Source organism: Haloglomus salinum (assembly GCF_024298825.1).
Taxonomy (GTDB): Archaea; Halobacteriota; Halobacteria; order Halobacteriales; family Haloarculaceae; genus Haloglomus; species Haloglomus salinum.
Genome location: NZ_CP101153.1, coordinates 113909 through 133435, shown reverse-complemented (window position 1 = coordinate 133435; position 19527 = coordinate 113909). Strand labels below are relative to the sequence as shown.

The window sequence follows — 19527 nt, the reverse complement described above, 5'->3', positions numbered from 1 at the left end:
GTAGTGTCAGAGGGTAGTGCAGTCACTCCGGAGGCGAACACGCCGACGGAGATGGAACCGAGCGATATCCACGATATCCTCCGGAACGACCGTCGCCGGCTCACTATCAAGAACCTGCAGGAGCAGCCGGATGGGACGATGGGTGTCCGCGAGCTCTCGGAGGCCATCGCCTCGCTGGAGACCGGCGAGGACCCGCCGCCGAGCGACAAGCGCCAGTCCGTCTACGTCTCGCTCCACCAGACCCATCTGCCGAAACTCGAGGAGTTCGGCATCGTCTCCTACGACTCCGACGAGAAACGGGTCTGTCTGGAGGACCGCGTTCGCGAGGTGGAGGTGTACATGGAGGTCGTCCCCCGATACGGGCTCTCGTGGGGCGAGTTCTACTTCGGCCTGGGGCTGCTCGGCACGCTCACCACCATCGCGGTCCTGCTCGGCGTCCCGGGCGTCGAGGCGCTCGGCGTGACGGTCACCGCCACCGTCTTCTTCATCATCCTGATGCTGTCCTCGACGTACCACGTCTACGCACAGCAGGACCGCATCCTGTTCCAGCGCTTCCGGAAGGAGTAGAGCAGGCGTTTTGCGGCCCGCCCGCGTGGCGGGCCACATGCACGAGCGATTCGAGGTCGGGACCGACGAGCGCCTGCAGGCCATCGACATCACCGACCGTGTCGAGGCCGCGCTTCCAGCCGACCGCGACGGAACGGTGACGGTCCGCTCGCGCCACACGACGGCGGGTGTGGTGGTGAACGAGGCCGAACGACGACTCCTGACCGACATCGAGACGTTCCTCGGGGACCTCGTCCCGGACGAGGGGTGGCGCCACGACGAGATCGACGACAACGCGGACTCGCATCTCCGGGCGCTCCTCTGTGGGAGTTCGGAGACGCTTCCCGTTCGCGATGGGACCCTCGACCTCGGGACGTGGCAGTCCGTCCTGCTCGTCGAGTGCGACGGCCCCCGGACCCGGACGGTCGAGGTGTTCGGGTGACTGTCTGGGCGATAACAACCAGAATTGCATAATAAAATCTCAATCAAACGAATTATCGGCGTATCTGCTGTTCTGGCGGGAAATGTCTCCCGCGCCCCCTGCCGGCGCCCGTAGGTTCAGGGTCGTCCGGACCGAATCGATAGGCACGTTCTCATGTCCGAGACTGCAGTGGTCTGGTTCCGTGACGACCTGCGGGTCCACGACAACGAGACCCTGAACGCGGCCGTCGCTGGTGCGGAGCGGGTCGTTCCGCTGTACGTGTTCGACGAGCGCGAACACGCGGGGACGGGGATGTTCGACCTGTCGAAGAAGGGGGCACGGTGGGGCCGGTTCCGCCGGGAGGCGGTGGTCGACCTCCGGGCGTCATTGCGTGACCTCGGTGGCGACCTCCTCGTCCGGCACGGCGACCCGCGAGCCGTGGTGCCCGCGGTCGCGGAGACGGTCGATGCCGACACCGTCCACCTGCAGACGAAGCCGGCGACGGAGGAACTCGCGGACGAACACGCGGTGCAGTCGTTGCTCGCCGACCGCGGCATCGACACCGAGCGCCACTGGACGCACACGCTGTATCACGTCGACGACCTGCCGACACCGTCCCACGACATCCACGATACGTTCACGCCGTGGCGCGAGGAGGTCGAGCGTGAGGCGACGGTCCGTGCGCCGCTATCGACGCCTGCTGCGGTAACGACGCCGCCGCTCGGCGCGGCGGGTGACGCCGACGTGCCGAGCCTCGAGGAGCTGGGCCACGACCCGGCCGATGCCTCGTACGACGACCGCGGTGTCCTCGCCTTCGAGGGTGGGGAGACCGCCGCGCTGGAGCGGCTCGACGACTACATCTGGGATGGTGACCACCTCCGGAAGTACAAGGAGACACGCAACGGCCTGCTGGGTGCCGATTACTCCTCGAAGTTCTCGGCGTGGCTGGCACACGGCTGTCTCTCGCCCCGGCGCGTCCACGCCGCGGTCGAGCGCTACGAGGACGAGCGCGTCGCCAACGAGGACACCTACTGGCTCGTCTTCGAGCTGCTGTGGCGGGATTTCTTCCAGTTCCAGTTCGTCAAACACGGCGCCGACTTCTTCCGGCCGAACGGCATCCGCGACGTGGAGAAAGAGTGGCGCCGCGGCCCGGAGGCACGCGAGGCGTTCGAGCGGTGGGCCGCGGGCGAGACGGGTGTCCCGTTCGTCGACGCCAACATGCGCGAACTGAACGCGACCGGATACATGTCCAACCGTGGTCGTCAGAACGTCGCCTCCTTCCTCGCGGACGCGATGGGGGTGGACTGGCGGCTGGGGGCGGCCTACTTCGAGTCGCGGCTCGTCGACTACGACGTGGCCTCGAACTGGGGGAACTGGGCCTATCAGGCCGGCGTCGGCAACGACTCCCGGGACAACTACTTCGACGTGCTCGCGCAGGCCGAGCACTACGACCCCGGCGCCGAGTACGTCACTCACTGGCTCCCCGAACTCGACGGGCTCCCCGCGGAGTACGCCCACCGACCGTGGCGCCTCTCCGCGGCCGGGCAGGAACGCCACGGCGTGGTCCTCGGGCGAGACTACCCGGAGCCGCCGTTCGACGTGGCGGAGCGCTTCCGGAAACTGTGACCGCCGAGCCCGCGTTCCGGCGCTTCGGCACGCGTAGAGCGGCCGTGTGCCCATCGACCGTGACACCCCCTGACGGTACACTTATACTTGCCCGCCCGCTTATCTCCGGTAATTGTTATGCCTCGGGGAACGGCAACGGGACGCACGGACTGGTGGCCGGGCTGGCGTGAGCCTGCGTCGAGTGGGTCGCCCGTGCTCGCAAGGCCAAAACGCCTAACCGGGCGGCGTCGAACGCAGTGGCAACCCGCGACAGCGGAGGGCCCATGAGATACTTCGACTTCACTCTGACCCCGGAAGACGGGACCATCCACCCCGTGGATGCGATTATCGCGGAGACGCCGGGCGTCCAGCGCGAGGCTCTCATGCACGTGAACGCGCTGGGTGACGGGACAGGCGTGATGCTCTACCGGCTGCGTGGCGAGCCCGACGACCTCACGCCGGCCCTGGAGGAGTCCGACGATGTCCTCGCGTACGACATAATGAACGTCCGCGGCGAGCGCTTCCACTGCTACGTCCACGTCCCGCCGGGCGAGCCCGCGGGTTCGCTGATGACGCTGGCCCAGCGCTACGCGCTCATGATAGACACGCCGCTCGAGTTCACCGACCGTGGCGGCCTCCGCACGACGCTGGTGGGTACCCACGAGATGCTCCGGCAGGCGCTCGACCAGGTCCCCGACGATGTCCAGGTCACCGTCGAGCAGGTCGGGCAGTACACCCCCGAGCGCGGCGACATGCTCTCGATGCTCACCGACCGCCAGCTCGAAGTGTTCCGGACCGCAGTCGACCTGGGCTACTACGAGATTCCCCGACGCGCGACCCACGAGGATATCGCGGACGACCTCGGCTGTGCGCCCTCTACCGTCGACGAGCACCTGCGGAAGGCCGAGTCGCGGGTGCTGTCGACGCTGGTCACCGGGTGACCGTCGTCGGCGCCTCGCTCGCCCTGTTCCCGTTCCCACTCCTGTCTCTCCAGCCCCACTCGACACTCCTGGCCGAGTCCTAGCTTCCATCTCCGGCCGTCAGAATCAGTCGTCGGCAGCCGCCTCGCCGCTCCCGGCCTGCATATCGTTCTCGATACTCGGCGGGTACTTCCCGCGCTCCAGCTTCAGGTCCGACAGCGGGCGCGCCATGCAGGTGAGCGCGTAGTCCTCGGCTTCCTCCTCGGTGAGGCCACGGCGGACGGCGACAGTCTGCTCGACCTCGCCCTCGAGTATCTCGGCTGAGCAGGCCAGGCACATCCCGACGCGGCAGGAGTACTCCTGCGCGATGCCCTCCTCGATGCACCGCTTCAGGATGGTCTCCTTGTCGGAACAGGTGATGGTCTCGCCCGTCCCGACGAACTCGACGGTGTACTCGGTCATGCCGGGTCGTTCGACAACGGCCGACAAAACTCTTGTCGAACGGACCGGGGAAAGCGGCGTGCGCGCGGAGCGCGGGGGCCGGTAATAAAGAGTTTTGCCGGTCCGGTGACCAGAGGCGGGTATGAGTACCGACGAGGCCGGGACGGCGGCGGCGGGGACCCGGCACACGCACGAGGTCGACGTCGTCGTCGTTGGCGCCGGGACGTCGGGCTGTTACGCGGCGGCGACCATCGCGGAGGCGGGCTACGATGTGACCATCGTCGAGCGCAAGACCGCCGAGGAGGCGGGCCACATCGCTTGCGGGGACGCACTGAAGGGAGCCGACAAGTTCCCCGAGGTCATCCCCAAGTCGAAGATCGAGCCCGCGCTGACGAACACGGTCGTCGACCACGGCCAGTTCGAGATTCCCGCCGAGGACGCCGTCCTCGACATCCCCGTGCCCGGGGAGCTGGCGGTCATCGACCGCAAGCTGTACGGTGAACTGCTCATCGAGGGCGCCGAGGAGGCCGGCGTCGAGTTCCACTACGACACGGTCGTCCAGGACGTCCTCCAGGACGAGGACGGCCGCGCGACGGGGGTCACCGGCATCCGGAAGGGTGACCCCGTGCGATACGACGCCGACCTCGTCATCGACGGCGCGGGCGCGCTCTCCATCCTGCAGGACGAGGCCGACCTCTCGGACGCGACGTTCGATACGAACGTCCGGTTCTCGCAGTTCTCCTCGGCGTACCGGGAGATCATCGAGGTCGAGGAGCCGGTCGACTACCACGACGCGCTCGTGTTCAAGCCGACGAAGCGGTCGGCGGGGTACCTCTGGTACTTCCCCCGGACCGAGACCGAGATCAACGCGGGGCTGGGCTTCCAGATGAACGAGGAGCCGATGAAGCTGGTCGACGACCTCCGCGACGATATGCGCACGCGGCCGGAGTTCGAGAACGCCGAGGTGAAGGACAAGCTGGGCGCCGCGGTCCCGACCCGCCGCCCGTACGACTCGGCGACCGCGCCGGGGTTCATGTCCGTCGGCGACGCCGCGGGCCACGTCAACCCCACGACCGGCGGCGGTATCGCCGGCGCCGCCTACGCCGGCACGTACGCAGGTGACGCCGCCATCGACGCGCTCGAACAGGGAGATGTCTCCGAGGACGTGCTCTGGTCGTACAACGAGCGGGTGATGGAGCACTTCGGCGGGCGCTACGCCGCGCTCGACGTCTACAACATCTTCACCACCGCCTACGACCTCGACGACCTGATGGCGCTGCTCGCGTCGCTGCCGGCGGACAAGCTCTCCGAGCAGCTCTACGACGGGAAGGCCGAGATCGGCCTGAAGCTGAAGGTCCAGACCGCCATCAAGTCGTTCGGCCACTGGGGGACGCTGTACGACTTCTACCAGACGAAGCAGCTGGCCGACCGGCTGACGGAGCACTACGAGGAGTACCCGTCGGGCCCCGACGCGTTCGAGGCCTGGCGCGACCAGCGTGACGAGATCATGGAGGACATCTACGAGACGACCGGCGCCGAGCCGAAGTACTAGCCCGGAACGGTAATCCGTCGTCCCGTCGTTCCCCCGTGCATGATTGAGGACGGTCGGAGCGTGACGCTCGTCGTCCACGGCGCGGAGAAGCGCGATGCCGGCCGCGGGGTCGCGCGTCTGCCCGAACACGCGCGCCGGGCGCTCGGCGTGCTCAGCGGCGACACGGTCGTCGTGGAGGGCGAACGCCCGACCGTGGCGAAGGTGTGGCCCGGCGGCGACGGGGAAGGCATCCGTATCGATGCCGACACGCGGGCCAACGCCGGGGTCACCATCGGCGACGAGGTGACCGTCCGACCGGTCTCCGTGGCCGACGCCGACGAGGTGACACTGGACGTGCCCGTGGGCCTCGACGAGGACACGCTGGAGGTCGTCCGGCGGGACCTCCTCGACCGGCCCCTCCGGGTCGGTGAAACCGTCCGACTGGAACGGCTCGACACCCGCGCCGAGATTCGGTCGACCGACCCGGACGGGACCGTTCGGGTTACCGGACGGACCGACGTACGTGTCATCTCACACCCACAGCCCGGGGCAAGCGCGCCCGGGGCATCGGACGCGCCGTCGGGTGATGGGAGGAGCCCGCCGTCCGACGCGGAGGGCGAGCCCGACGAGACCGGCCGGACGACCGTCGAGACCGGCAGCCCGACCGACGCGGACGCCGGCAGCGGGCTGAACGTCACCTACGAGGACATCGGTGGGCTCGACGAGGAACTCGACCTCGTCAAGGAGATGATAGAGCTGCCGCTCTCCGAGCCGGAGCTGTTCCGCCAGCTCGGCATCGACCCGCCGAAGGGGGTGCTCCTGCACGGCCCGCCGGGGACCGGGAAGACCCTCATTGCGAAGGCAGTGGCCAGCGAGGTCGATGCACACTTCGAGACCATCTCGGGGCCGGAGATCGTCTCGAAGTACAAGGGCGACAGCGAGGAACGGCTCCGCGAGACGTTCGACCGTGCGGAGGCCAGCGCCCCTGCCATCGTCTTCATCGACGAGATCGACTCCATCGCCGGCGCGCGCGACGAGGACGCGGATATGGAGAACCGTCTGGTCGCGCAGCTCCTGACACTGATGGATGGCCTCGACGACCGCGGTGAGGTCGTCGTCATCGGGGCGACCAACCGCGTCGATACCATCGACCCGGCGCTCCGCCGGGGCGGGCGGTTCGACCGCGAGATCGAGATCGGGGCGCCGCGCGCCGAGGGCCGCCGGGAGATACTCGATGTCCACACGCGCGGCGTGCGACTGGCGGACGATGTCGACCTCGATACGTACGCGGACCGGACCCACGGGTTCGTCGGGGCGGACCTCGCGTCGCTGGTGAAGGAGGCCGGGATGGTCGCCTTGCGCGACCGCGCGAACCGGGACCCGCTCACGGTGACGAAGGCGGATTTCGAGGCCGCGATGAACGCGGTCGAGCCCAGCGCGATGCGCGAGTACGTCGCCGAGGCGCCGGATACGACGTTCGCCGACGTGGGTGGGCTGGACGGGGCCAAGCAGACCCTCCGGGAGGCCGTGGAGTGGCCGCTCCAGTACGGTGCCCTGTTCGAGGCGACCCGGACGGACCCGCCGTCAGGGGTGTTGCTGTATGGCCCCCCCGGAACCGGGAAGACGTTGCTCGCCCGTGCGCTCGCTGGCGAGTCCGAGGTCAACTTCATCGCCGTCGACGGGCCGGAGCTGCTGGACCGCTACGTCGGCGAGTCGGAGCGGGCCGTCCGGGAGGTGTTCGACCGCGCGCGACAGGCCGCGCCCTCGATCCTCTTTTTCGACGAGATCGACGCCGTCGCCGGTGCCCGGGGCTCGGGCCAGCACGAGGTGACCGAGCGGGTCGTCTCCCAGCTCCTGACGGAACTCGACGGACTCGAGGACAACCCGAACGTGGTGGTGCTGGCGGCGACGAACCGCCGGGACGCGCTGGACCCGGCGCTCCTGCGCCCGGGTCGGCTGGAGGAGCACGTCGAGGTGCCGGCCCCCGACGCCGACGGTCGCCGGGCCATCCTCCAGGTCCACGGCCGGGGCAAGCCGTTCGCCGACGATGTGGACCTCGACGAGTTCGTCGCCGTCACGGAGGGCTACTCGGGGGCTGACCTGGAGGCACTGGTCCGGACGGCCTCGATGCGTGCCATCCGCGAGTTCGCGGCCGACCTGGGACCCGAGGCCGCGACCGAGCGGGCCGACGAGGTCCGCATCACACGGGCGCACTTCGAGCAGGCGCTGGAGGCCGTGGAGCCGTCGCTCCGGGAGTGAGTGAGCAGACGGTACTGTTTCCGAACACCGAGCCGTGATACCACGCTGGCGTAACAGACCGGGTCGGACATGGATGGTGCCCGAAGTACCGTGGTATCGAGCGGTTCCCGACCGTGTGGCTCATCCGCACCCTGTCCTGCGGTGACGACACGAGGAAGACCTATGCCGGGGGAGTGGCCATTCCCGGTCGATGCCCCGCCCGTACGCCCTCCTCCTGGTCGCGAGCCTCCTGCTCGCGGGCTGTACCGGATTCGTCCCGACCGATGGCGCCCCGTCCCCGACCGAGAGGTCGCCGACAGTATCCCCGACCGACACACCGACCGACACACCGACCGACACACCGACCGACACACCGGGCTCCTCCGCCACGCCGACAGCCGACCCGACGCCCGGGACGCCACACTACGGGCCCGAGCCGGACCACGAGGTCGTGGTCGAGAACCGACTCGACGGCGAGGTCACCATCCACGTGCAGGTGCTCCGTGAGGCGACGAGCGAGACCGTCTACGACGAGTCCGTGACGCTTCCGCCCGGCGAGCGCGTCGTCTACAACACCGCCGCGGCCGACCCGGACGGCATCGAGTCGTTCCGCGTCGTCGCCGAGCGCGGCGGCGACCGTGCGTCGGTCACCATCGAGACCAGCGAGTGCTACGGCGACGCCATCGTCTGGCCGACCGACGACGGCGGCGCGGACGCGACGTACAGCGTCTGCTGACGCCCGCAGGCTGGCGACCGACACGCGGTCAGTCCCAGAACGACTTCGTCCGGGCGTACTGGCGCTCCTTCGTGAGGATGTCCCGGTAGAAGTCGTCCTCGTTCTCCCGGAGTTTGTTGATGACCCGCGCGGCGTTGTGCGGGCCGACGCCCCGCGCGGCGAGCGCGATGACCGCCTGCTTGCCGTGGCTCTGGACCAGACTCGCCGCCCGGTAGGCGCGCTCGGTCTGCTTCTCCTGCTCCTCGTCCTTCTCGTCCGCGCGGACGGCCTGCACCACCTCGTCGGCCCACGGGTTGAGCGCCGCGACACGGGTCGAGCCACACTCGGGGCACTCGGGCTGGTCGGGTACCCGCTTCACCTGCTGGCGTCGGTCCCACTCGTGGCAGTGACAGCACAGCAGGATGACACGGTCGTTCTGGAGGCGTTCCTTCACCGTCGCGATGACGCTCGCGTCGGCGTTCTCCGGAGCGAGCAGTTCGCGACCGGAAGAGTGCCCGCCCAGCCCGATGGGTGTACGGTTGCCGACCACCTCGATGTCGATGGGGACGAACCCTGCGTCAGCATCCGCGTCCGTCTGGATACGCTGGAGGACATCGGCGGCCCGCCCGACCGCGAGGTCCTCGTGGAGGGTTTCTCGGACGGCCTCGTCGTAGACGGGCGAGTCCTTCAGCGCCGCGAGCAGGCGGTCGCGGCCGAAGCTGGCAGCGCCCGTGCCGCGATACCGCTTGAGCGCGCCGAACTTCGCGGCGACCTGTGCGAGCTTGAACTTCAGCGAGTCCGCGTTCTTCAGCGAGAGTTCGACCAGCGGCCGGAGGTGGTCCGGGTCCGTCGTCTCCAGTTTCTCCACCACGTCGCTGGCGCGGATGCCACCCGGGACCTCCATCTCGATGCGGTACGGGTCCACCTCCATCGCCACGCTGGAGCCGGACTGCTGGCCAAGGAGTGCCGACAGCACGCGCCCCAGCGTCTCGTTCGTCCGATGGCCGAAGGCGGCGTTCAGCACCACCTCGCGGCCCTTGAACTCGACCACGACGCGTGAGGGTCCGGGGACGGGCGCCTCGGCCTCGACGTGGTCGGCGACCTGTCCGAGCGCGGAGTGTGCGGTGTGTTCGTCTGTGGGGTACGCGTCGGCGAGCCACCGCGCGACCGCGTCGTGGTCGGCCCCCGACTCGAACCGTCTCGCGGCCTTCTCACGGAGTCGGGCGACGTGCTGGGCCACGTCGTACGGCACGGGAATCTCCTGGCCGACCCAGGAGGGGACCTCGCCGCCGGGGTCCTCGACCGGCGTCACCTTCACGGCTTCTTCCTCCTCGTCGACCTCCGTGATGCGCCACATCTCGCCGCCCTGGATGAACACCTCGCCCGGGCCGGCGAAGTTGACGACGAAGCGCTCTGCGAGGGTACCGACGGTGCGTCCAGAGGCCATGTCCTCGACGGTGTAGTTGGCCTCGTCGGGAATCATCGAGAGGTTGGCGTAGAAGTACTGCCACGTCCCCCGGGACTTCTCCAGCCGGTCGGCCTCCTCGTCCAGCCAGAGGATGCGGTTCTCGCTCAACTCGCGGACGACCTCCTTGAACGCGTCCTCGTCGAGGTCGCGGAAGGGGTAGGCGCGCGTGATTATCTCGTAGGCGCCCCGCGCCGATATTTCGCCGAAGCCCATCAGGAGCCCGCATAGCTGGTTGGCCACGGTGTCGAGGCTCCCGTCGTGGATGCGGGCGGGCTCGACATCGCCGTCCAGCGCGCGCTCGGTGATGGCCAGCGCCTCGAACGTGTCGTCCGGGCGCGTCGTGATGACCGTCCCCGAGGAGACGGCGTCGCGGCGGTGCCCCGCCCGCCCGACGCGCTGCAGGAGCCGACAGACCTGCCGCGGCGACTGGTACTGCACGACGTGGTCGATGTGGCCAACGTCGATGCCCAGTTCCATCGAGGAGGTACAGAGCAGCCCGTCCAGCTCGCCGGCCTTGAACCCGTCCTCGACGTCGATGCGGGCCTCCTTCGACAACGAGCCGTGGTGGATGCCGATGTTCGTCCCGAGTTCCTTCAGCCGCGAGCCAAGTGCCTCGGCGGTCTGCCGGGTGTTGACGAAGACGAGCGTCGCCTCGTTCTCCCGGACCAGGTCGTCGATGACACGGACGTGGCTGGCGACGCTCGCCTCGGTCATGAGCTGGCCGGCGAGTCGCTCGTCACGTTCGGTCACGGCGGGCTCGCGAACCTCGATTTCGAGCCGAGAGCCCACGTCCACCTCGACGATGGTCGGGTCCGTGCCACCGGTGAGGAAGCGCCCGACCTCGGCGGGGTCGCCGACGGTCGCCGAGAGGCCCACCCGCTGGAAGTCGTCGGCGTACTCCCGGAGGTGTTCGAGGCCGATTGTCAACTGCGCGCCACGTTTGGCCGCGGCGAGTTCGTGGACCTCGTCGATGACGACGTGCTCGACGTCCGCCAGGGCCCGCCGGAGCTTCTTGCCGGTGAACATCGCCTGTAGCGTCTCCGGTGTCGTCACGAGCACGTCCGGCGGGTTCTCGGCCTGCTTCGAGCGCTGGTAGTCGGTGGTGTCGCCGTGGCGCACGTCGACAGTCACATCCAGCACGTCGCCCCACCACTCCAGCCGCTCGCGCATGTCGCGATTCAGGGCCCGGAGCGGCGTGATGTAGAGGGCCTGAACGCCGTGGGTGTCCTCGTCGGTACGCTCGCGCCGCTCGACGATGGCGGAGAGGACCGGCAGCATCGCCGTCTCGGTCTTGCCCGTGCCGGTCGGCGCGACGACGAGGCAGTCATCGCCTCGCGCCAGCGGTGGAATCGCGCGGCGCTGTGGCTCCGTCGGCGTACTGAAGCCGCGCTCGGAGAGGGCCGCCCGAACGTCCGCGTGCAGGTGGGTGAACGCGTCCGCACCCGCGACCGGCTCCGGTTCGCTCACTACTCGTCCGGTGGGGTCGCGGCCTATTGAGCGGCGTGGTCGCTATCGTCCAGTGGATTGTGGCAGCAGTTCTACCAGACCAGACGCTGCCAGCACGTACAGCCCAACGCCAAGGACACCAGCGACGAGACTGGCGATATAGACCGCTGTGACACCGATCAGACCGAGTAGTGGATTCCCGGAGAGCGGTGCCAACGGTGCCATATCCGCGTACAGTATCGCGTCGAGGACGATATGGAGCCAGACCCCAACACACGCACCGGCTACAATCCGCGTCACCGACGGTTCTTGTGGTAGCCGGAACCAGGCAAGGACGGAATCGAGTGTCGGACGTACCGGCAGCGAGACAGCGATGAGTACGACCCCCAGAAGGGTCGCCCCGAGAAACGTGTGGAACGGACCGTGTAGTGGGCCAGTCAAAACGTCGAAGAACACCAGTGCTGCCCGGATGTCGACGAGCACGCTGGCGACCAGCACTGTCGGGAGGTCGAGCCACCGCAGGGCCAACAGCCCGAGCAAGAGTCCGGGACCGAGATGGAATGGTGTAAACGGCATAGCGGGATTCCTGGGCAGCGTGTGTGCTGATTTCTGCACCACCGCAATTAATACTCAACTCCTCTGGGACTCCTCCTCGCGTTCGCGTACTGGAGAAGCTGAATGCCGGCATCGAGTGCTTTCCGAACCACTACTCCGTCGTGACCAGCAGTACCGCCACCACCGCCAGCACGATACCCGCGCCCTTCCGCAACGTGAGCGCCTCGTCGAGGAAGGCCATACCCACGAGCGAGGAGGTCACCAGGAACATCCCGAAGATGGGCACGACCACCGAGACGGGGCCGGCCTTGAGCGCGCGGTAGTAGGCGACGATGCCGACCGAGAGGCAGACGCCCGCACCGAGGACATAGACGCGGTCGGGGTGGGTCAGCGTGCGGGTGACCGAGTCCCCGGCGTACAGTGTCAACCCGAGCGCGGCGACCGCGAGCATCCCGTTGGTGACGGCGGCGACGGCGTCGCTGGGGAGGTCCCGGGTGGCCAGTTTCGTCAGCGGGGAGACGAGCGTGTACGCCGCGAGCGCGACGAGCGAGTAGGTGATGTAGCCGACGTTCACACCCGCGCTGGGCGTGCCGCCCCCTTAGCCGCCGGGGGTACGCCGGGTGGCCAACACGTTTTACCGCGCCGACGGACTATCCGAGGTAACCGTGGTGTCAACGAAGGTGGCGGCTGCGGTCGGTGGAATCGTCGTGGTGGCTGCCGCCGGTGGCGCGGCAGCACTGTTCTTCACTGGTGGTGATCTCTCCTTCGAGCAGCCGATCGTCGAGTCGGTCCAGACGGAGTTCGGCAGCGTCTCCGAGGAGTCGACCGGCATCGAGACACAGGTCGTGGTGACCAATCCGAACAACCAGTCGTTCCCGGGCGCCGCGAGCCTGAACTACGAGATATACATGAACTCGGTGCGGGTTTCGGAGGGCTCCGAGGGTGGTATCGGTCTCGACCCCGGGCGGAACGTGGTCGACTTCACCGCCCAGCTCGACAACGCGAAGATCCCGGCGTGGTGGGTGACCCACGTCAACAACGACGAGCGGACGGTCGTCTCCACGCAGGCCAGGGTCGGCGTGGCGGGGCTGGGTGCCTCGCTCCCGCCGCAGAACCGCTCCATCGAGACCGACCTGCTCACCGCGTTCGCCAGCGACAACAGTAGCACCGTCCGCATCGCCGACCAGGACATCATGACCGTCTCCGACCAGCGGGCCTCGTGGGGAACCGCGACCGCCGAGGAGACACCCATCGCCTTCTCCGTCGACCTCGAGAACGTCCACAACCGGAGTGTCCAGCTCGACGGCACGGAGTACCGAATCGTGATGAACAACGTCACGGTGGGTGAGGGGCGAACGAACGACTCCATCGTCCTCGAACCGGGCGAGGCGGACACGTTCACCGCGAACGCGGCGCTGTCCACGCCGCGGATGGAGCAGTGGTGGGTCACGCACCTGCGAGACTCACAGTCCACGCGCCTCCGCGTCGAGGTGTTCGGCCTCGTCCGCGACGACGGTGAACTGAAGCGGGTGCCGCTGAACGTCTTCGACCGGCGTATCCGGTTCGAGACCGACTTCCTCGGCGACGAGCCCACGCGAATCACCGAACTCCCCGCCGAGGACGGCGTCGCGCCCGAGTTCGGCGAGCCGGAGGTCCAGTCGACCAGCAGCGACTGGGGCGCGGTGACCGACGAGACGACCGAGATCGTCACCGACGTCACCGTCGACAACCCGAACGAGGGCGAGTTCAACGACCTGCTGACGCTGCAGGTCAACCAGACGACCGAGGTCAACGACGTGCTGTTCGCACAGAACACGTCGACCGTCGACAGCCTCCCCGCCGGCGAGGGGACGTTCACCATCACCGCGCTGGCGGACAACGACGCCGTCCCGCGCTGGTGGTCGCGCCACGTCAACAACGGTGAGCGCTCCACGGTCACGACGACCGCCACCGGCACCGCCGACATCGCGGTCACGACGCTCCCGGTGAGTCTGCCGGACCGGCAGAACACGCAGACGACGAACATCATCGGACAGGTCGAGACCGAGGATTCCCAGCGCGTTACGACGGAGCGCGGCGAACACGTCCTCACCATCACGGAGGTCGACGCGGAGTGGGGTGTCTCCGACCCGCAGTCGGCGCCGCTCATCGTCACGACCGAGATTCGCAACGAGAACACGTTCTCCTCGGTCACCATCGAGGGCATCGACTACGTCGTGAACCTCAACAGCGTCACCGTCGCGGACAACAGCTCCGAGAACAGCCACACCATCGCCCCTGGTGCGACCCGGCGGGTCTCCTACGTCATCTACCTGGACAACCAGAAGATGGACGAGTGGTGGCCGACTCACATCCGCAACGACGAGGTCACCCGGATGTCCAGCAACACCACCGCGACCATCCAGACGCCGGAAGGAACCAAGCGTGTCTCCTTCGACATCCTCGGCAACGACACGACCATCGAGACGGACTTCCTCGGTGGCGGTGACGACGGCTCGTCCGGGTCGACGGGCACGAGTTCGACGAACGCGCTCGCGCCGCCCACGGCGGCCGCCGAAGGGAGCTAGCCGCCCGCGGACTCTCGCTGGCGGTACGGTGTCCGAGAACTGACTGCCGCTCGATGACCGCCCTGAAGCGACGGCTGCGTGGCTGGTGGTAGTCGCGGAAGAGAGAGAGAGTCGATTCCGTACGTATCGCTCGGGGACCTGACTGCCGGACGCGGTCAGTCCGCGGAGACGTTGAGCCGTTCGCGGGAGGTCGTGCGTGCGGATGGGGTGGTGCCGAGACGCCGGGCCGCCCGCTCGATGCGGTCGGTCGACACACCCGCCTGTCGTGCTGCCGTCTCCAGGTCCAGTGTCCCACCTGTGTACAGGGCCATCGCCGTTCGGACCGCGTGCTGGTGCATGCTGCTGTCCAGACGATGTAGCATAATAAGAATATCGTGAGATAATATATCACTAAGTGTGTTAATATGTCTGACAAGGGGGCGGCAGAATCGTTATACTACACGGTTCATCACGGCCGAGATACAAGGGGGGAGCGCCACCCGGATGCCTGGCGAAGCGCCGGCCTCCGCGGTGGCGGCGTGTGGCTCAGGCCTCGTCGAGCGTGACGACGGCGTCCAGCGCGATGCCGATGGCACGCTCGACGTTGTCGTGGGCCTTCTCGGGCAGTTCGTCGTCGTCCGTCTCGCCCTTCTGGGTCCCCGCCACGAGGTTACCATCGACCGTACAGATGGCGCCCGCGTCCAGTCCCTTCCGCCGTGCCAGCGTGAACAGCGCGGCGGCCTCCATCTCCACGGAGAGCAGTCCGGCGGCCTCCCAGCGCTCGACGTACGCCTCCGTCTCGGCGTAGAACGCGTCGTCCGTCGCGATGGGGCCGACGTGGATGTCCTCGTCACGTGCCTGTGCGCCCGCGAGCAGCGCCGCGACCACCTCGTGGGTCGCGACCGCCGGCACCGTGGCGTCCTCGTAGCGCTTCGTGGTCCCCTCGTCCTTCGCGGCCGCCGTGGCGACGACCATGTCACCGATCTCGATGCCGTGCTGCAGTGCGCCGGTCGTCCCCACGCGCAGGAACGTCTCGACGCCGACGTTCGCCAGTTCCTCGACGGCGACGGCGGTCGAGGGGGCCCCGATTCCGGTCGAGCAGAGCGTCAGGTCGACCCCGCCATAGGTGGCGTTCACCACCCGGTACTCCCGGTTCTCGGCGACGAGCGAGTGGTCGTCGCACTGCCCCGCGATACGCTCGACCCGCCCAGGGTCGCCCGGTACGAGCGCGATGTCGTTCAGGTCGCCCGGCTCGCAGAGGATGTGCGGCTGCTTGGCCATACGCCCGCTCCTCGCGCGCCCGGCAAAAGTCCGGGCGGTCCCCGGACGCGGCGGTGGCCGAGTTCGATGGCCCGCCCGGGCGCACACAGTCGCGCCGTCAGGTCAGCGCTACCGTCAGGACGGGGAGAACGATGGTCAGTGCCGCCGTGTACACCGCCACCGAGATGGCCCAGTCGTTGCGGACCTGTCGGGCCCGGTCCCCGGCTCCCTTGCCGAACAGCGGGAGGACGACGTAGCTGAAGAGGAGGAAGAGGACGGAGAACGTGATGGCGGCGGCGATGAAATGTGGCACCAGACGGATGCCGGTTCCGGAGAGCACCAGGTCGAACCCCGGGGCCCCGCCGCGCGCGGTGACGACCCGTTCGATACCCTCGGCGGCCAGGACGAACCCGACACCACCCAGGGTTCCGGCGGCGTAGTGGACGAGGCTGGCCAGTCCTTCGGACACTTCGGACAGTTCCTCGCCCGTGAGTGCGCCGGCCGCGACGAACGGCGGGGTACTCCCCTCCGGGAGCCGTTGCATCGGGACGTTCATCAGTATCGTCGCGAGCAGGCCCGCGAACGCACCGACGCCGATGGCGCCCTGGAGCCCGAGCGACGTGTCGCCGACGTGGGCGACGACGAACCAGTCCATACGCCTCCCGGGACCCGGCGGCACAAAAGCGCTCCCGGTTCGTCGCGTTCACCCTACTCCAGGACCTGCTTCGTCTTCCGGTGGCGGCCCGCGAACATCGGCTCGAATCCCACGTCGCCGAAGGGTTCCGCGAGTCGCCCGAGCGGCCCGCCGGGAAGCCGGTATCGGAGCCGGTCCCGGCAGATGGTCCCGCCGTCGTCGGCGTAGAACAGGTGCGTGTGCTCCCACTCCGGGAAGGGGCCGTCCTCCATCGTATCCCGGAAGTAGGCCGCACCCTCGTGGGCCTCGCGGGCCCCGATGACGGAGGTCCAGGTCTGGCGCGGCCCGACACCGAACGGCCGCATCGACATGTCGATGCGTGCGCCCGTCTCCAGCACCTCGGGGTCGGACTCCCCGTCCGGCCCGACGACGCGCTCGACACGGAGGTTCATGAAGTCGGGCGTGAGCGTCTCCAGCCCCTCGACGCGGGAGTGGAATTCCCACACCTCCTCCAGCGGCGCGGCGACGCGTGTCGTCCGCTCGTAGGTCGGCATGGTCGAGGGTAGGTGCGGGCGGCGGATAACGGTGACCGTCGCGGCTAATGAGCGGTGGAGATGGACAGAACAGTGGAAACGACTGGCCTCGTCGAAACTCCGGGTATATGACAGCTAGACGTGACCGTGCTGAATAGAGTGCGCGAGTCGGTCATGCGACGGTAGAGGTAGCGTCAAAACCTATCGCTGCAATCCGAGTGCGTCGTAAACCGCCTCGTGCTGAATGTCGGGAGGGATGCGCGGGAGGAGCGCGGTTTATTAATAATATACGCGCTATTTTTTATTAGCAGTTGGTAACTAGACCCGGAGTATTAGAAGCAGTTTTAACAACATCCCGTCTCAAGACCGAAGTAAGATGAGCGAACACGGGTCACCCCCGACTCACGATGGGTCGCATGATGACCACAGTCACGGACACGGTGGCTCATCGACGAGCAGCCGGAAGCTCGCTGCTGTCTCGGTCATCAACCTCCTCGGATTCCTTGTCGAATTTGCTGGCGGCATCCTGTTCGGGTCAGTCGCACTGCTGAGCGACGCGTTCCACATGCTGTTTGACGCGCTAGCGTACGTGATGGCATTCGCCGCGGCGTACGTGGCTGACCACTACGACGAGGGCGACCAGTGGTCGTACGGCCTCCACCGATTGGAGCCGACGGCAGCGTTTCTCAACGGCATCCTGTTGTTGCCGATGGTTGGGTTCATTCTTTGGGAGTCCTATCAGCGGTTCCTCAACCCGATCGAAATTGGAACTGGCCCCACGCTCGCAATCGCGTTCGGCGGCCTGTTGGTCAACGTCGGCTCGGTATACGTCTTGCAGGGTGGCGAGATGAGCCTCAACGAGAGGGGTGCGTTCTACCACCTCCTTGGTGACGCCGGTGGCTCGGTCGCCGTCATCGTCTCGACCGTCGTGATCGAGGTAACTGGCGTGCGTATCGTTGACCCGATTACTGCCGCCCTCATCGCGGTGGTCATCACGTGGTCGGCGGGGAACGTGTTGCGCGGTAGCGGTGCCATCTTCTTCCACCGGTCGCCGTTCGACGCAGGCGAAATCCGAGCGCACCTTCGGGAGATAGAGGGCGTCGAGGAGATCGATGACCTGCACGGGTGGCAGGTGTGCAGCCAGATCACCGTCGCCACGACTCACATCGAGACGGGCGTGGAGACGATGGCCGAGGCCGAAGACGTGTCCCAGCGCGTCCACAAGGAACTCGCCCATCACGGCGTCGATCACGCCACGGTGGAGTTGTGTCCTGCCTACGACGACCGCAGTACGCACCTCAACGACCACTCCCACTGATAGATGAGGGGTATCTTGACCGTGACTGGCATCGTTGCGGGTCTCGCACTAGCCACCGGAATGGTCGCCAGTCGGTTCACAGGATACCGATTCTGGCCTCCCGGTGAACGAGACTGGCGGTGGTGGACGTACATCGGACTCAGTGGTGTCGCGACCGTCTCACTCCTCGGTGTCAGCTATCTTAGTTGGAACGTGTCACTCCTGCCACGGCCCGAGGCCTTCGTCGCTGGCGGGCTCCTTGCCATCGCTGGTGCCGTCGGGTTTCTCGCGGCCACCTTCGATCTGGGTGTCGAGGAGAGTAGCGGGATGGAGGGAAAACTGCGAACAGAGGGTTTCTACCGGTGCACTCGCAACCCCCAGACCGTCTTCCTGTTGTGCATCACTAGCGGGATTGTGGTGGCGAGTGCCTCGCCTTCCGTGGTGCTGGTTGGTGCAGCGGTGGCAGTTTGGTTCGTCTCGATGCCGTTCGCCGAGGAACCGTGGCTCCACCAACAGTACGGCGCGGAGTACAGGGAGTACTGCGACCGGACGCCTCGGTCAATCCGGTAGAGGAGATCACCCAGGCCACGCCGACCGCCGTGGAGTTTGAGGTACTCACCATCGACTTCGAGATCCGCCCCGTCCGTGAGGCGCTTCATCACCGAACGGGCTCCCGCCGTCGTCAGCGGTGGCGGCGAGATGTTCTGCGTCCGGAACAATTGCCAGATGTCTCCTTGCTCGTCAGCGAGGAGTTGGTCGAATCGGTCGCCCAGCTCCGCTCGTGCTTTGTCGTAGAGCGAAGGGGAATGGCCTGAGGGGAACACCGGCCACTGTCCATCGTCGGGGTCTAGGGCTCCGTGGAAATCGCGGACAGCAGGCAGACACTTCGACGGAAGCGACGTTCGCTCCCAGGTCTGGTTCTTTCCGAAAATCAGCATGGTGCCAGCATCGAAATCCACGTTCTCCCACCGGAACCCGTTGCGACCCTCCCGGTCGTCTTTCGTATGGGAGAGAACCTCGGCGCCACGGCCCCCTGAATATGCGGGGACGCGAACCGGCGCACGGTTTCGAGTCTCGATCAGTGCAGCATCGGGAGCAGCCGCTGCTCGTTCATCGACGAACTTCACGATAGCTTGCCAGCTGGGCCGGCGTCCAGAACTGCTGGTCCGTGCGGTCCGAGCGCTGCTGCTGTGGGAGTGACTCCGAGGCTGCCTCGGCGAGTGCAGGATTGCGATCGAGTCCCCTCTGTCGGACACCGAGCGAGAGACACGCCGAGACGATTGCGAAGTATCGCTCTGCTGTGGCTGCCACCAACTCGTCGTCTGCCACACGCTCGGCTAACTGGAGGGCGTATTCGTTCAGCACTCGGGG

At 67.4% G+C, this 19527-nt stretch carries 19 protein-coding genes; 10 read left to right on the top strand and 9 right to left on the bottom strand.

Going from position 1 to position 19527, the window contains the following annotated elements; genetic code table 11:
* The first annotated feature begins 3 nt into the window (after positions 1–3).
* From NL115_RS00620 to NL115_RS00605, 4 genes are all read left to right on the top strand, one after another.
* Positions 4–567, top strand: coding sequence for a DUF7344 domain-containing protein (locus NL115_RS00620; protein ID WP_254831301.1), 564 nt, complete (start codon positions 4–6; stop codon positions 565–567).
* Positions 568–604: 37 nt separating this feature from the next.
* Positions 605–988 (top strand): secondary thiamine-phosphate synthase enzyme YjbQ, encoded by a 384-nt coding sequence (locus NL115_RS00615; protein WP_254831300.1) that lies wholly within the window; start codon positions 605–607, stop codon positions 986–988.
* A gap of 153 nt (positions 989–1141) precedes the next feature.
* On the top strand, positions 1142–2593 hold the full coding sequence (locus NL115_RS00610) for a DASH family cryptochrome (RefSeq protein ID WP_254831299.1): 1452 nt from the start codon (positions 1142–1144) through the stop codon (positions 2591–2593).
* 263 nt (positions 2594–2856) lie between these two features.
* Positions 2857–3513, top strand: coding sequence for a helix-turn-helix domain-containing protein (locus NL115_RS00605; RefSeq protein WP_254831298.1), 657 nt, complete (start codon positions 2857–2859; stop codon positions 3511–3513).
* 105 nt (positions 3514–3618) lie between these two features.
* Here the strand turns inward: NL115_RS00605 and NL115_RS00600 are convergent, their stop codons facing one another.
* Positions 3619–3954 carry a 2Fe-2S iron-sulfur cluster-binding protein gene (locus NL115_RS00600; RefSeq protein ID WP_254831297.1) on the bottom strand — a complete coding sequence of 112 codons (336 nt, stop codon included), beginning with the start codon at positions 3952–3954 and terminating at the stop codon, positions 3619–3621.
* Positions 3955–4075: 121 nt separating this feature from the next.
* On the opposite strand from NL115_RS00600, the gene NL115_RS00595 reads away from it, so the two are divergent.
* The 3 genes from NL115_RS00595 to NL115_RS00585 all read left to right on the top strand — a co-directional run bounded on the left by NL115_RS00595 (position 4076) and on the right by NL115_RS00585 (position 8438).
* On the top strand, positions 4076–5485 hold the full coding sequence (locus NL115_RS00595) for a geranylgeranyl reductase family protein (RefSeq protein WP_254831296.1): 1410 nt from the start codon (positions 4076–4078) through the stop codon (positions 5483–5485).
* Positions 5486–5524: 39 nt separating this feature from the next.
* Positions 5525–7723, top strand: a complete 2199-nt coding sequence (locus NL115_RS00590; protein WP_254831295.1) for an AAA family ATPase — start codon at positions 5525–5527, stop codon at positions 7721–7723.
* 190 nt (positions 7724–7913) lie between these two features.
* Positions 7914–8438, top strand: coding sequence for a hypothetical protein (locus tag NL115_RS00585; protein ID WP_254831294.1), 525 nt, complete (start codon positions 7914–7916; stop codon positions 8436–8438).
* A 28-nt stretch (positions 8439–8466) separates the two neighbouring features.
* Here NL115_RS00585 and NL115_RS00580 read toward each other — a convergent pair whose 3' ends face one another.
* The 3 genes from NL115_RS00580 to NL115_RS00570 all read right to left on the bottom strand — a co-directional run bounded on the left by NL115_RS00580 (position 8467) and on the right by NL115_RS00570 (position 12460).
* The gene (locus NL115_RS00580) at positions 8467–11352 is read right to left on the bottom strand and encodes a DEAD/DEAH box helicase (protein ID WP_254831293.1); all 2886 of its coding nucleotides are present in this window, start codon (positions 11350–11352) and stop codon (positions 8467–8469) included.
* A gap of 42 nt (positions 11353–11394) precedes the next feature.
* Positions 11395–11814, bottom strand: coding sequence for a hypothetical protein (locus tag NL115_RS00575; protein ID WP_254831292.1), 420 nt, complete (start codon positions 11812–11814; stop codon positions 11395–11397).
* 223 nt (positions 11815–12037) lie between these two features.
* Positions 12038–12460, bottom strand: a complete 423-nt coding sequence (locus NL115_RS00570; RefSeq protein WP_254831291.1) for an EamA family transporter — start codon at positions 12458–12460, stop codon at positions 12038–12040.
* A 94-nt stretch (positions 12461–12554) separates the two neighbouring features.
* Between NL115_RS00570 and NL115_RS00565 the strand changes: the two genes are divergently transcribed.
* Positions 12555–14453 carry an LEA type 2 family protein gene (locus NL115_RS00565; protein WP_254831290.1) on the top strand — a complete coding sequence of 633 codons (1899 nt, stop codon included), beginning with the start codon at positions 12555–12557 and terminating at the stop codon, positions 14451–14453.
* Between the two features lie 155 nt (positions 14454–14608).
* On the opposite strand, the gene NL115_RS00560 is transcribed toward NL115_RS00565, so the two are convergent.
* The 4 genes from NL115_RS00560 to NL115_RS00545 all read right to left on the bottom strand — a co-directional run bounded on the left by NL115_RS00560 (position 14609) and on the right by NL115_RS00545 (position 16880).
* Positions 14609–14791: a DUF7317 family protein gene (locus NL115_RS00560; protein WP_254831289.1), complete on the bottom strand. Its 183-nt coding sequence runs from the start codon at positions 14789–14791 to the stop codon at positions 14609–14611.
* A 187-nt stretch (positions 14792–14978) separates the two neighbouring features.
* Positions 14979–15713 (bottom strand): nucleoside phosphorylase, encoded by a 735-nt coding sequence (locus tag NL115_RS00555; RefSeq protein WP_254831288.1) that lies wholly within the window; start codon positions 15711–15713, stop codon positions 14979–14981.
* Positions 15714–15810: 97 nt separating this feature from the next.
* Positions 15811–16347 carry a hypothetical protein gene (locus NL115_RS00550; protein WP_254831287.1) on the bottom strand — a complete coding sequence of 179 codons (537 nt, stop codon included), beginning with the start codon at positions 16345–16347 and terminating at the stop codon, positions 15811–15813.
* A gap of 53 nt (positions 16348–16400) precedes the next feature.
* Complete coding sequence (locus NL115_RS00545; protein WP_254831286.1) at positions 16401–16880, bottom strand: SRPBCC family protein; 480 nt, start codon at positions 16878–16880, stop codon at positions 16401–16403.
* A gap of 355 nt (positions 16881–17235) precedes the next feature.
* Between NL115_RS00545 and NL115_RS00540 the strand changes: the two genes are divergently transcribed.
* Entirely contained in the window at positions 17236–18177 is a 942-nt protein-coding gene (locus NL115_RS00540) for a cation diffusion facilitator family transporter (protein WP_254831285.1), read from the top strand.
* A gap of 3 nt (positions 18178–18180) precedes the next feature.
* The gene (locus NL115_RS20665; RefSeq protein WP_350355268.1) at positions 18181–18726 is read left to right on the top strand and encodes a methyltransferase family protein; all 546 of its coding nucleotides are present in this window, start codon (positions 18181–18183) and stop codon (positions 18724–18726) included.
* Between the two features lie 540 nt (positions 18727–19266).
* Here NL115_RS20665 and NL115_RS00530 read toward each other — a convergent pair.
* Positions 19267–19485, bottom strand: a complete 219-nt coding sequence (locus NL115_RS00530; protein WP_254831283.1) for a hypothetical protein — start codon at positions 19483–19485, stop codon at positions 19267–19269.
* Positions 19486–19527 lie beyond the last annotated feature (42 nt).

What these genes read in the sequence shown, in the direction of transcription:
- NL115_RS00550 (WP_254831287.1), bottom strand. Translation starts at nt 16,347, where the DNA reads ATGGACTGGTTCGTCGTCGCCCACGTCGGCGACACGTCGCTCGGGCTC.
- NL115_RS00555 (WP_254831288.1), bottom strand. Translation starts at nt 15,713, where the DNA reads ATGGCCAAGCAGCCGCACATCCTCTGCGAGCCGGGCGACCTGAACGAC.
- NL115_RS00610 (WP_254831299.1), top strand. Translation starts at nt 1,142, where the DNA reads ATGTCCGAGACTGCAGTGGTCTGGTTCCGTGACGACCTGCGGGTCCAC.
- NL115_RS00605 (WP_254831298.1), top strand. Translation starts at nt 2,857, where the DNA reads ATGAGATACTTCGACTTCACTCTGACCCCGGAAGACGGGACCATCCAC.
- NL115_RS00615 (WP_254831300.1), top strand. Translation starts at nt 605, where the DNA reads ATGCACGAGCGATTCGAGGTCGGGACCGACGAGCGCCTGCAGGCCATC.
- NL115_RS00600 (WP_254831297.1), bottom strand. Translation starts at nt 3,954, where the DNA reads ATGACCGAGTACACCGTCGAGTTCGTCGGGACGGGCGAGACCATCACC.
- NL115_RS00540 (WP_254831285.1), top strand. Translation starts at nt 17,236, where the DNA reads ATGAGCGAACACGGGTCACCCCCGACTCACGATGGGTCGCATGATGAC.
- NL115_RS00590 (WP_254831295.1), top strand. Translation starts at nt 5,525, where the DNA reads ATGATTGAGGACGGTCGGAGCGTGACGCTCGTCGTCCACGGCGCGGAG.
- NL115_RS00560 (WP_254831289.1), bottom strand. Translation starts at nt 14,791, where the DNA reads ATGCACCAGCACGCGGTCCGAACGGCGATGGCCCTGTACACAGGTGGG.
- NL115_RS00595 (WP_254831296.1), top strand. Translation starts at nt 4,076, where the DNA reads ATGAGTACCGACGAGGCCGGGACGGCGGCGGCGGGGACCCGGCACACG.
- NL115_RS00585 (WP_254831294.1), top strand. Translation starts at nt 7,914, where the DNA reads ATGCCCCGCCCGTACGCCCTCCTCCTGGTCGCGAGCCTCCTGCTCGCG.
- NL115_RS20665 (WP_350355268.1), top strand. Translation starts at nt 18,181, where the DNA reads ATGAGGGGTATCTTGACCGTGACTGGCATCGTTGCGGGTCTCGCACTA.
- NL115_RS00545 (WP_254831286.1), bottom strand. Translation starts at nt 16,880, where the DNA reads ATGCCGACCTACGAGCGGACGACACGCGTCGCCGCGCCGCTGGAGGAG.